Annotated in this window: 11 protein-coding genes; 3 read left to right on the top strand and 8 right to left on the bottom strand. The window is 60.8% G+C overall.

Going from position 1 to position 12,469, the window contains the following annotated elements; translation table 11 throughout:
• The first annotated feature begins 179 nt into the window (after positions 1-179).
• Entirely contained in the window at positions 180-1,007 is an 828-nt protein-coding gene (locus tag QQJ96_RS10790; RefSeq protein WP_284332002.1) for a hypothetical protein, read from the top strand.
• Positions 1,008-1,066: 59 nt separating this feature from the next.
• On the opposite strand, the gene cycA (QQJ96_RS10785) is transcribed toward QQJ96_RS10790, so the two are convergent.
• From cycA (QQJ96_RS10785) to petA, 7 genes are all read right to left on the bottom strand, one after another.
• Positions 1,067-2,473, bottom strand: a complete 1,407-nt coding sequence (gene cycA / locus QQJ96_RS10785) for a D-serine/D-alanine/glycine transporter (protein ID WP_284332001.1) — start codon at positions 2,471-2,473, stop codon at positions 1,067-1,069.
• Between the two features lie 152 nt (positions 2,474-2,625).
• Positions 2,626-4,026: a D-serine/D-alanine/glycine transporter gene (cycA, locus tag QQJ96_RS10780; RefSeq protein WP_284332000.1), complete on the bottom strand. Its 1,401-nt coding sequence runs from the start codon at positions 4,024-4,026 to the stop codon at positions 2,626-2,628.
• Between the two features lie 143 nt (positions 4,027-4,169).
• A complete protein-coding gene (locus tag QQJ96_RS10775; protein WP_284331999.1) occupies positions 4,170-4,601 on the bottom strand; it encodes a ClpXP protease specificity-enhancing factor in 432 nt (143 codons plus the stop codon).
• A gap of 306 nt (positions 4,602-4,907) precedes the next feature.
• Positions 4,908-5,534, bottom strand: a complete 627-nt coding sequence (locus QQJ96_RS10770) for a glutathione S-transferase N-terminal domain-containing protein (protein ID WP_284331998.1) — start codon at positions 5,532-5,534, stop codon at positions 4,908-4,910.
• Positions 5,535-5,622: 88 nt separating this feature from the next.
• Entirely contained in the window at positions 5,623-6,363 is a 741-nt protein-coding gene (locus QQJ96_RS10765) for a cytochrome c1 (protein ID WP_284331997.1), read from the bottom strand.
• Entirely contained in the window at positions 6,356-7,672 is a 1,317-nt protein-coding gene (locus QQJ96_RS10760) for a cytochrome b (protein ID WP_284331996.1), read from the bottom strand. Before QQJ96_RS10760 ends, QQJ96_RS10765 begins: the two co-directional genes overlap by 8 nt.
• The gene (gene petA, locus QQJ96_RS10755) at positions 7,672-8,277 is read right to left on the bottom strand and encodes a ubiquinol-cytochrome c reductase iron-sulfur subunit (protein ID WP_284331995.1); all 606 of its coding nucleotides are present in this window, start codon (positions 8,275-8,277) and stop codon (positions 7,672-7,674) included. Before petA ends, QQJ96_RS10760 begins: the two co-directional genes overlap by 1 nt.
• Before the next feature lie 237 nt (positions 8,278-8,514).
• On the opposite strand from petA, the gene QQJ96_RS10750 reads away from it, so the two are divergent.
• Positions 8,515-9,690: a S1C family serine protease gene (locus tag QQJ96_RS10750; protein WP_284331994.1), complete on the top strand. Its 1,176-nt coding sequence runs from the start codon at positions 8,515-8,517 to the stop codon at positions 9,688-9,690.
• A gap of 63 nt (positions 9,691-9,753) precedes the next feature.
• Here the strand turns inward: QQJ96_RS10750 and QQJ96_RS10745 are convergent, their stop codons facing one another.
• Positions 9,754-10,983: a lytic transglycosylase domain-containing protein gene (locus tag QQJ96_RS10745; RefSeq protein WP_284331993.1), complete on the bottom strand. Its 1,230-nt coding sequence runs from the start codon at positions 10,981-10,983 to the stop codon at positions 9,754-9,756.
• A 140-nt stretch (positions 10,984-11,123) separates the two neighbouring features.
• Between QQJ96_RS10745 and miaB the strand changes: the two genes are divergently transcribed.
• Positions 11,124-12,467, top strand: a complete 1,344-nt coding sequence (gene miaB, locus QQJ96_RS10740) for a tRNA (N6-isopentenyl adenosine(37)-C2)-methylthiotransferase MiaB (protein WP_284331992.1) — start codon at positions 11,124-11,126, stop codon at positions 12,465-12,467.
• Positions 12,468-12,469: the final 2 nt, after the last annotated feature.

Here is a 12,469-nt window from a genome sequence, read left to right as displayed (position 1 = left end):
GCGCCTTAGCGATGACGCTTTTCTTATGAACGCTCTCGTCCCTCTTGATCGAGGTAGCTTTTATGAACCCGCCATTCAATGCTATGTCCCTGGGTTTGGTTGCTGCCGCATTCCTGGCGTGGACCGTAACACCTGATGCCCACATCACTCCAATTTCATTACATTGCAGGTGATGCCTCATGAAATCATATATGGTCATTTCGTCTGGTGCTTTGCTTTGCGCCACTTTTCCCTCGTTCGGCACAGCACAACAACAAAACGCCGAAGACAAGAAATTTACTCCTGCCACGGTCCCCGGCGTCGTCTCTTATGCCGAAAAAATCAATGCCGATGGTGAGACCATCATTCGCCGCTCGATCGAAGTCGACAGCCCTGACGAACCTGACAAGAAAATACGGATCGGGCAGGTGCTAAAAAAATTGGAAAATGGCGACCTACTCTTGGTGCCGGGGCAACAGCCTGAAGACGCTGATGTATATCGACAAAAAATCTGTCAAAAAATGGGAGGCATAGACGTTACCAATCAGTCTCAGGTCGTCATTAGCGAGGAGACACTGGATGGTGGGTCTTGTAAACAACCCAATTCAAAAGCTTCTAAATACCTGCCTAAAGCTGGCGCCATAGTGAACGGCACATTCAAAGAGTCGCCCAAACTCAAAAATAATGGAGAAAGTCAGACAAATATCTCCGGCGGCTTGCAGGCAACTCCCAATTACGTAACCCCTGTAGCGCCTAACACCAGCGTAATTGTCAACCAGAATTTCTTTACCATTGGCACGTCCTATTATGGAACTACGGTTGCAGGCATGGTTTCTGCAAAGCTGACCGTTATGGGGAGGTGCGTTATGCGATCCGCCGATCCCGCTAGCGCAGGTCAAACAGGGGCGATATCACCGTATGTGAATTGTCTTTCCGGCCCCGCTCCCGGTTTCTATCCCACCACTCTGGAAGGATGTATTCCAGCTTTCTGCCGTACAGGAATGGGACAGGTTGCTGTTTTTCAGTAGCCGACAGCGCGTCAAAAACGAGCATGACTGGGATGTCAGTCCTGCTTCCGGCAAGCTACCTAGCCCTCTTCCCCAAGGGGAGAGGGCGCCGCCCTCGCGGCGCAGCGCACTTTCCATCCATATGCAATAGCCAGCAGCACAAACCATACCGGGCTGGCCAGCAATGCCTGGCGCGTATCCGCCTGCAAGGTCAGCAGCCACAACACGAATGCGAAGAACGCCAGGCACACCCAGCACATCAGCACACCGCCCGGCATCTTGTACGTGGAGGCGGCATGCAGCTGCGGCCGCTTGCGGCGGTACGCCATGTAGGCCACCAGGATCAGCGACCACACGAACATGAAAAGCACCGCCGACAGCGTGGTCACCAGGGTGAAAGCCGTCACCAAATTGGGCACCAGGTAAACCAGCATGGCGCCCAGCAGCAAGCAGATGCAGGAAAACAGCAAGCCATGCGAAGGCACTGCGGCCTGGGACAAGCGCGCGAACAGACGCGGTGCGTGGTTTTCTTCGGCCAGCCCGAAAAGCATGCGGCTGGTGGAAAAGACACCGCTATTGGTCGAGGAGGTCGCCGAGGTCAGCACCACGAGGTTGATCAGGCTGGCTGCCGCGGGAATGCCGGCCAGCATGAACAACTCCACGAACGGACTCCTGCCCGGCTGCACCAGGCGCCACGGTGTCACCGCCATGATCACGACCAGCGCCAGCACATAGAACAAAAGCAAGCGCAGCGGAATAGCGTTGATCGCCTTGGGCAGGTTGCGCGTGGGATCGGCCGTTTCCGCCGTAGCGGTACCTACCAGCTCGATGCCGACAAACGCGAATACGCCGAGCTGGAAACCGGCGAACAAACCACCTATGCCGGTAGGGAACAAGCCACCGTCGTTCCACAAATTCGCCAGCTGGGCATGCTGGCCCGAGGGTGAGGTGAACCCGAATATCACCATGCCCAAGCCGACCACGATCAACACCATGATCGCCACGATCTTGATCAGCGCGAACCAGAATTCCAACTCACCGAACCAACGCACGGCGGTAAGATTCAGGGCCAGCAACAACAGCACGCACAGCAGTATCGGCACCCACGGCATCAGGCCAGGGAACCAGAATTGAGCATAGGAGGCGATGGCGACCACCTCCGCGATGACAGTGACGATCCAACAGAACCAATACGTCCAGCCGCAGAAGAAGCCCGCCCAGGGACCCAGCAAGTCGGTCGAAAAGTCGATGAACGACTTGTACTGAAGGTTAGAGAGCAATAGCTCGCCCATCGCGCGCATCACGAAGAACAGCATCACGCCGATGATCAGATACACCAGCAGGATCGAAGGCCCGGCCAGGCTGATCGCCTTGCCCGAGCCCATGAACAGGCCGGTACCGATCGTGCCGCCGATGGCGATCAATTGCAGATGGCGATTGGACAGGCTGCGGCGGAGGTGGTCGGGGTGAGAAGAGCTGGCGGACATGCGGAGCAACCTGCAGGAAATGGCAGCACCTTAGAGAAAATGCTGCAAGGCAGGAATCGCTAACGCGCGCAGCAGCTTGTAAGGGAAAGCCGATCCCTTGAGAAAAGCCTCACGATGCAGCGCATCGCCAATGCACAACGATGCGACTTACTCTAACCCTCGCCTTGAAGGGGAGCGGAAACGGCTGCACGGCGTCCCTTCCACCAGTAAGACACCGCCAAGATGACAAACCACACCGGGCTGGCCACGAGGGCCTGGCGCGTATCCGCCTGCAAGGTCAGCAGCCACAGCACGAATGCGAAGAACGCCAGGCACACCCAGCACATCAGCACACCGCCCGGCATCTTGTAGGTGGAAGCGGCATGCAACTGCGGTCGCTTGCGGCGGTACGCCATGTAGGCCACCAGGATCAGCGACCACACGAACATGAAAAGCACCGCCGACAGCGTGGTCACCAGGGTAAAAGCCGTCACCAGGTTGGGGATCACGTAAATCAGTGCGGCACCCAGCAGCAAACAGATGCAGGAAAACAGCAGACCATACGAAGGCACCGCCGCCCGCGACAAGCGTCCGAACACGCGCGGTGCGTGGCTTTCCTCAGCCAAGCCGTAGAGCATGCGGCTGGTGGAGAAGATGCCGCTGTTGGCTGAAGAGGTCGCCGAAGTCAGCACCACGAAGTTGATCAGGCTGGCTGCCGCGGGAATGCCGGCCAGCATGAACAACTCCACGAACGGACTCCTGCCCGGCTGCACCAGGCGCCACGGCGTCACGGCCATGATCACCACCAGCGCTAGCACATAGAAAAGGATGATGCGTACCGGGATTGAGTTGATCGCCTTGGGCAGGTTGCGCGTAGGATCGGCCGTTTCCGCCGCCGTGGTGCCCACCAGCTCGATGCCGACGAAGGCGAATACCGCGATCTGAAAACCGGCGAAGAAACCGCCTACGCCAGTGGGAAACAAACCGCCATCGTTCCACAGATTGGCCAGCGCAGCATGATGGCCCGAGGGCGAGGTAAACCCGAACGCCACCATGCCGAAGCCGGTCGCAATCAAGGCCATGATCGCGACGATCTTGACCAATGCAAACCAGAACTCCAGCTCGCCGAATACGCGTACGGCGGTGAGATTCAGCGCCAGCAGCAACAACACGCACAACAGCGCCGGCACCCACGGCACCAGGCCAGGGAACCAGAACTGCGCATAGGACGCGATGGCGATCACGTCCGCGATGGCAGTGACGATCCAACAGAACCAATACGTCCAGCCGCAGAAGAAACCCGCCCAGGGACCCAGCAAGTCGGTCGAAAAGTCGATGAACGACTTGTACTGAAGGTTCGACAGCAACAGCTCGCCCATCGCGCGCATCACGAAGAACAGCATCACGCCGATGATCAGATACACCAGCAGGATCGAAGGCCCGGCCAGGCTGATCGTCTTGCCCGAGCCCATGAACAGGCCGGTGCCGATCGCGCCGCCGATGGCGATCAATTGCAGATGGCGATTGGACAGGCTGCGACGGAGGTGATCCGGATGCTCGTGGACGTCGGACATGCGAGGCGGCTTGTAGGAGAAAGCCGATACCTTAGAGGAAATGCCTGGGGGCGGCTATCGCAAGCATCCGGCACGGCTTATAGGAGTAGGCCGATACCTTGCAGCTCGACAGCTAGCCTCCCCTTTCCGGGCAGGAACGAAAGCTACTTCACCACCCGCAGATGCGAGCCACCACCCCGCTTCGGCTTGTCCCCATCTCCGGTAGGCGGTTCCGGCTCGGGCGGCGAAGGCGGCGTGTCGCTCGGCGGCTCGCCGCTATGTTCCTCGTCTTCAGCCGGGAACATCATGCCCTGCCCGTTTTCCTGCGCATACAGGGCCAGCACCGCCGGCACCGGAATCTGGATGCTGTGGCTGACCCCGGAAAAACGCGCCTGGAAACTGATCCACTCGTTGCCCAGGTCCAGGTTGGCGACGGCGCGCATGGCCAGGTTGAGCACCACTTGCCCGTTCTTGATCACGTGCGGCGGCACCCGCACGCCATTGCGGGTGGCGTCGACCAGCATGTAGGGGGTGAGGTTGTTGTCGCTGATCCAGTCGTAGATCGCCCGCAGCAGGTACGGGCGATTGGAACTCATATTTGGGTGTTGCTGGTTGGTCACCTTAAGGACCCTCTGATCTATTCCTACGTGCCCGGCATGACGTCCAGAAGGCCCGCAGGGCGTGTCGCGTGGCACAGGGCAGTAAGGCCGTCTGTTCAAGCCACGTGGCACGTCCTGCGGGCCTTCTGGACGTCACCCCGTCTTTAAATTCTAAATGTTGGGGCCGCACGGCATGCGCGCCTCGCTTCGCCCCGCCGTCTAGACATATACCACCAGTATGCCTTCGCCGCCGCGACGAAGCGAGGCGCGCATACCGTGCGGTGACGGGTACCTAGGAATAGATCAGAGGGTCCTCAAAGCCTTTTCTTGTGCCGTCAGACTGCGAGCATACCCCTGACTGTGGAACAGGCGCTCGCCGTAGTCCATGATCGGCTTGCCTTCGCGACCCAGGTCGACCCCCAGGGAGGGCAGCCTCCACACCACCGGCGTCACCAGGCAATCGGCCAGGCTCATTTCCGGATTGAGAAAGAACTTGGACGCCTTGAACAAGGGCAATGCGGTCAGTAGCTGTTCGCGCAGTCGCTTGCGAGCCACGTCCGCTGGGCGGCCGCCAGCCTTGATATGTTCGATTTCCGGCAGCCAGTCGCGTTCGATACGCACCGCCGCCAGCCGCAACCTGGCGCGGGAAAGCGGATCGATCGGCATCAGCGGCGGATGCGGGTAGCGCTCGTCGAGGTACTCGCACACGACGGAGGTGTCGTACAGCGTAAGCTCGCGATCCACCAGGGTCGGCAGGGTGTGATAGGGGTTCAGATCGAGCAGGTCCTGGGAGGGCTTGGCCGGGTCGACCACGACCAGGTCATAGGCGACTCCTTTCGCGGCCAGCACCAGCCGCACTCGATGACACTGGATGTCATCGGCAGCGGTGTACAGGGCGAGTACCGTCCGGGAACGAGCGTTCTGGACCATGCACTTTCCTCCCCTTAAGTTTGGCCGCAAGGATGGCGTGTGCCACCCCGCGGCCACAAGTCCCTTCTTTAGCTTTTCTAAGGGGACGTCAGTGGACGTCCTTCCAATATTCCTTCTTCAGCAAGTACGCCAGGAAGGTGAAGCCCAGCAGGAACAGCACCACCCAGATGCCGTAATGGCGACGCTCAAGCGCGGCCGGCTCGGAGGCGTATTGCAGGAAGTTGGTGACGTCGCGGGCGGCCTGCTGGTACTGCTCCGGCGTCAGCTTGCCGGGATGAAGCAGCGTGAGCTTTTCGATCTGCGGATCGTCGCCCGGGGTAGCCGGCTTCATTACCGGCACCTGCTCGCCCTGCAGCTCCCACAAGGGGAACGGCATGGCCGCATTGGGCAGGACGGTGTTGTTCCAGCCGATCGGGCTCTTGGGGTCGAGGTAGAAGGCATTGAGATAGGCGAATACCCAATTCTCGCCCTTGGCCGAAACCTCCAGCGAGAGATCCGGCGGCGCCTTGCCGAAGAACTTCTGCGCGTCCTCGGGCGGCATGTGCGAAACCACCGGATCGCCGAACTTACCCCCGGTGAAGTCGAGGTTCTTCATCACCTCGTCCTGGGTCAGTCCGAGGTCGTCCGCGATGCGCTCGTAGCGCAGATACTTGAGTGAATGACAGCCTACGCAGTAGTTGAAAAAGATGTGCGCGCCGCGCTGCAGCGAAGCCGTATCGCGCAGGTTGGTGCCTGCATCAGGCAGTTCCGGACCTTCGGCCATGGCGGCCGAGGTGCCGAGCAGCAGGCCAAACGCCAGCGCGAATAAGGAAATGTAGCGCTTAGTCATGCGTCGTCACCCGTTCCGGAACCGGCTTGGTCTTTTCCCAGCCAAGATGCGTATACAGCCACAGGAATACGAAGAATCCGAAGTAGATCAGCACCATCACGCGGCCGAACAGGTTCTCCAGCGAGGTGACGTCGACGCCCGCGCCAAACAGCATCGGAATCAGCTCGGCGGTGGAATCGGTGCCGATCAGCACCAGCCCGAAAAACGCCAGCACGAACAAGCCCAATGCCACCTTGTAGCCGGTGCCACGATAGCGGATCGACTTGACCTTGCCGCCGTCGATCCATGGCATCAGGAACAGCAGCACAATCGCGCCGAACATGCCCAGCACGCCCCACACCGCGGTGCCCAAGGCCGAAGGAATCATGCGCACGATCGCGTAGAACGCGGTGAAGTACCACACTGGCTTGATCTGCGCCGGCGTGACAAGGTTGTTCGCCGGCACCGAGTTGTCGTGTTCGAGGAACCATCCGCCGAAGGTCGGCTGAAAGAAGATGATGAAGGCGGCGATGGCAAGGAACAGACCTACGCCGACCAGATCCTTCACCGTGTAATACGGATGGAACGGAATGCCGTCGGCCGGCTTGGTCGGATCCCAGCGGTTGCCCTTCGGACCGTGCTTCACGTCCACGCCATCGGGGTTGTTCGAACCCACTTCATGCAGAGCGGCCAGGTGCAAGACCACCAGCAGCAACAGCACCAGCGGCAGCGCGATCACGTGCAGGGCGAAAAAGCGATTGAGCGTGGCGTCGGCGGGCAGGTAGTCGCCCATGATCCACTCGACCAGATCCTTGCCGATCACCGGGATGGTGCCGAACAGTGACACGATCACCTTCGCGCCCCAGAACGACATGTTGCCCCATGGCAGCACGTAACCCATGAAGGCTTCGGCCATCAGCACCAGGAAGATCAGCATGCCGAGCAGCCACACCAGCTCGCGCGGCTTCTGGTACGAGCCGTACATGAGGCCGCGGAACATGTGCAGGTAGACCACCACGAAGAACAACGATGCCCCCGTGGTGTGCATGTAGCGGATCAGCCAGCCCCACTCCACGTCACGCATGATGTACTGCACCGAGTCGAACGCGCCGCTCGCGCTCGGGTCGTAGTTCATGGTGAGGAAGATGCCGGTGACAATCTGGTTGACCAGCACCAGCAGGGCCAGCGAACCGAAGTAGTACCAGAGGTTGAAGTTTTTCGGCGCGTAGTACTCGGTCATGTGCTTGCGGTACACCGGCATCAAGCCGGGTGCGCGCTCGTTGACCCATTCGCCCAAGGAAGAAAAAGCGTTCGAGAAGACGTTGGCCATTACGCATTTCCCTCCGCATCCACGCCGATCTGCACGGTGGCATCGTCGACAAAGTGATAAGGCGGAATCGCCATGTTCTTCGGCGCAGGTACGCCCTGGTAGACGCGGCCGGCCATGTCATAGCGCGAGTGATGGCAGGGGCAGTAATACCCGCCCTGCCAATTCGGATCGAACGGCTCGGCCTTCATCTCGCCCACATAGTCGGGCACGCAGCCCAGATGGGTGCAGATGCCGATCATCACCAGCCACTCCGGCTTGATCGAACGGGTGGCGTTCTGGGCGTACTTGGGTTGCTGGTCGGCTGATGCACCGTCTGAGCCGGGATCGACCAGACGGCCATCCTGCTTGGGCAGCGCCGCGAGCTGAGCTGGCGAGCGATTGACGATGAACACAGGAAGACTGCGCCAGGCCACGATCAGCTGCTGGCCCGGCTCGATCTTCTTGAGTGACTGGGTAACGGGAGCGCCGGCGGCCTTCGCTTTTGCACTGGGTTCCCACGACTTAATGAAAGGCACAGCTGCCGCCACTACGCCTACTCCTCCCACCACGGCGGTGGTCGTAGTGAGAAAGCGGCGGCGGCCTTGATCGACGACTTCGTTCGCCATCAGGCTCTCCGGTACTTGCATGCCATAAACACTGCAGAAACCAGATTCTGCCGCTGCGGACGAGCTAAAGGTTGCGCTTCGCCGACCGCCCCAGGATCGTGCCCCTGCAAAATCGCGTTACCTACAAAAATCGCGTTAGTCTAGCCTCAGGTCAAGAACCCTACAATAAAACCGCACAGGCGGTCACGTCGCTCTGCCACACTTACACGCTTACCTTTCTTCAAGACTGATTACGACATGAAGCATGCCGCCGGCATCGTCGCCTTTGTTGCCCGATTCGTGATACTCGGGCTGGCGATCGCGTTCGTAATCAGCCTGATCTGGCCAGGCGTCGGTGATCGTTTGCGCGCGCGTTTCGGCTTGCCGCACACATCCGCTCCAACTGTAAGCGCTCCGCAACCTGCTCCGTTCTCCTATGCCGATGCCGTTGCCAAGGCTGCGCCTTCGGTCGTGAACATCTACGCCAACAAGGTGGTGACCGAGCAGGCCGTACGCATGTTCACCGATCCGTTGATGCAGCAGCTGTTTGGCGGCACACCCGCTGGCCCACCCGTCGCACGGCGCGAACAGAACCTCGGCTCCGGCGTGATCGTCAGCGCGGACGGCTACGTGCTCACCAACTATCACGTGATCGCCAATGCCGACGACATCCAGGTACTGCTCTACGACGGGCGCGTCGCAAAAGCGAAGCTGGTCGGCGCGGACGAGGAAACCGATCTCGCAGTCTTGAAGGTCGAAGCCGGCAACCTGCCGGTGATCCAGATGGCCGATCCGAAAAAATTGCGCGTGGGTGACGTGGTGCTGGCCATCGGCAACCCGCTCAACCTCAATCAGACCGTGACCATGGGCATCATCAGCGCGATCGGTCGCCAGTTGAGCAACAGCAGTCCGGAAGATTTCATCCAGACCGACGCCGCGATCAATCTCGGCAACTCCGGCGGTGCACTGGTCAACAGCAACGGTGACCTGGTTGGTATCAACACCCTCCTCATCGGCAAGGCAGCCAATGCCGAGGGTATCGGTTTTGCCATTCCAGTCGATACGGCTACCAACGTACTGCGACAATTAATCGCAACCGGCCATGTGATCCGCGGTTGGCTTGGCGCGAACTACGGCTTCGTGCCGGTGGCGGCCGACAGCGGCTTGCCGGCGGCGGCAGCGCGCGGTGCCCAGGTTACCGATGTTTATGCCAGCGGCCCCGCCGCCGCGGCCGGCATCCAGCCGCACGACATTCTGCTGCGCATGGGCGAAGACGATATCCGCGATCCGGCCGACCTCGGCCGCCGCGAAGCCCTGCTCAAACCCGGCAGCAAGGTGGAAGTCTCCGGCCTGCGCAACGGCGTGCCGTTCCACGTGATGGTGAACGTGACCCAGCGTCCGCCGCGGATGCCGGTGGCCAGTTCGGCGGGGTAGGTTGGGGTCAAACCCCAACATCGCGCTGCGTGGAGATGGCAATGTTGGGGTTTACACCCCAACCTACAGACTCGCCAGCGGCGGATGAAGCGCCTTGCTATATCGCTGCACCAGCTCGCCTACGCGCTGCACGTATACCTGCGTTTCCGCAAACGGCGGCACGCCGTTGTAATGCTGCACAGCGCCTGGGCCTGCGTTGTATGCGGCAGCAGCCAATCGCACATTGCCATTGAAGTTCTTCATCAACAGGCCAAGGTAGCGCGCACCGCCACGGATGTTCTGCGCCGGGTCGAAGGCATCGAGCACCCCCATGTTGTTGGCGGTACCCGGCATCAATTGCATCAGCCCCTGCGCCCCCTTGATCGACATTGCGCGCGGATTGAAGGCGCTTTCGGCGTGAATGATGGCGCGGATCACGGCTTCGTCTACACCTGATTCCAGGCTCGCCTCGCGAATCACGTCCTTGTAGGCATCCAGGTTGAGCGCCACCGAGCCCCAGTTGATGGTCGAGTGCAGATTGCACGCCATGCAGGTTGCGATATAGCTGAACAGCTTGGTGACGTTGCTGGTCTGAGCCCCACCCTGCGGGATATTGGTGTATTCCACACTGCCGTCGCGGTGGGTTACCCGGTAAACCGCGCCGCGCAGCACACGGCTGTCCGGGGACTCCTGGCTGCCACTATCGGCCAGCGCAGACGGCAAGCTATTGCGCGATTCGCTGTAGGTCCACTGTCCAGGCTTACCGGCTGGCGGAGGCGGCACCGCGCGAGCCGTCGTTTCCACGCCAGCCGCCACCCGGTCCAACGAAGTGACGATAGGCGCGACCGGCGTAGCCGTGGTTTCGACCCAGCCGGTCACCCAGGCCAGCGAACTGACCTGGCTCGATATCACCCGTCGCGGCCCTGCATGCGGCGCCGGGGCCGAGAAAGAGGCCACCTGCTGGCATTGGCGGTAACCCGCCTTGCTACTGGTGAACACCACTTCCCCCTGCGATCCCGCACAGCGGTAAAGCGCGCCGGCATGGGCCGGCCGTGCGACCAGCAGCAACAGGACACAGCCCAGCAACACCAGCACGCTGGTCAGCAATAGCGCGGGGAGACGACTTGCCCTGGAGCCGCGCCTCCCCCATTGGCATACGGCGGCAAACATGGCCGGCAGTTTGCGCCCACAACCGCCGCGAGCCAAGCACGAATCGCCCAAATCGTGTGCCAGAACATGGATATACACCCAGGGCCGCGTAGGCTCAGAGGTAGGCTGGGATGCCAATCCCGGCATCGCGATCTTGGTCAGCATGGCAAGGCTGCTGTTGCCATCCCAGCCTACGACCGCCCGCAAGTGCTTGATCCATCAGTAGCAGCCTACTCACCGCGCGAGTACAATACGCGGTTCGATGCATTCCGCACCGCCTTGAAGAATCCACGGTACCCGACGCCATGAGCGGCAAGCTTTTCATCAAGACCCACGGCTGCCAGATGAACGAGTACGACTCGGCCAAGATGGCCGACGTGCTGCGCGCATCGCATGGCCTGGAGTTGACCCAAGATGAGGCGGAGGCGGACGTGATCCTGGTCAACACCTGCTCCATCCGCGAGAAGGCGCAGGAAAAAGTGTTCAGCCAGCTTGGCCGCTGGCGCGAATACAAGCAGGGTGGCAAGCCCGTGTTGATCGGCGTGGGGGGCTGCGTGGCCTCGCAGGAAGGCGAGGCGATCCTCAAGCGCGCGCCGTTCGTGGACCTGGTATTCGGCCCGCAAACCTTGCATCGCCTGCCCGAGCTGATCGAAGCCAAACGCGCCACCGGCAAGCCGCAGGTAGACGTGAGCTTTCCGGAGATCGAGAAATTCGATCGCCTGCCCGAACCACGCGCCGAAGGCCCCACCGCCTTCGTCTCGATCATGGAAGGCTGCTCCAAATACTGCAGCTACTGCGTAGTGCCCTATACCCGCGGCGAGGAAATCAGCCGCCCGTTTGACGACGTGATCGTGGAAGTGGCGCAGCTCGCCGAACAAGGCGTGCGCGAGGTGATTCTGCTGGGCCAGAACGTGAACGCCTATCGCGGCCCCACCCATGACGGCGGCACGGCCGACCTGGCGCTGCTGATCCATGCCATCGCGCAAATCGAGAGCATCGGCCGCATCCGTTTCACCACCTCCCATCCGCTGGAATTCTCCGATTCGCTGGTCGAGGCCTATGCGAACGTGCCGAAGCTAGCGAACTTCCTGCACTTGCCGGTGCAAGCCGGCTCGGACCGTGTCCTGGCGGCCATGAAGCGCGGCTACACGGCGCTGGAATTCAAGCAGAAGCTGCGCAAGCTGCGCGCGGTGCGCCCGGACATCTGCATCTCGTCCGATTTCATCGTCGGCTTCCCGGGCGAAACCGATGCCGATTTCGAAAAGACCATGAAGCTGATTGACGACGTCGGCTTCGACCAGAGCTTCTCCTTCATCTTCTCCGCGCGTCCCGGCACACCGGCAGCGAATCTTGCCGACGACACGCCAACTGCCGTGAAAAGCGAACGCTTGGCGCGTTTGCAAGCCGTGCTCAACGAGAACGCACGCAAGATCAACGAAGCCATGGTAGGCACCGTGCAACGCGTACTGGTGGAAAAGCCGAGCAGGAAAAACCCGAACGAGCTCACCGGCCGCACCGAGAACATGCGCTACGTGAACTTTCCGGGACCGGCCCGCCTGATCGGTCAGTTCGTGGATGTGGTGATCACCGAGGCAATGACCAACTCGCTGCGTGGACGTGTTGCCGGCGTGGACAGCGAAGCCGCCTGAAC

The sequence above is a fragment of the Dyella flagellata genome (genome assembly GCF_030160275.1).
Lineage (GTDB): Bacteria > Pseudomonadota > Gammaproteobacteria > Xanthomonadales > Rhodanobacteraceae > Dyella_B > Dyella_B flagellata.
Note: the sequence above shows the minus strand (reverse complement) of the source record. Positions and strands in the feature narration are given on the sequence as shown.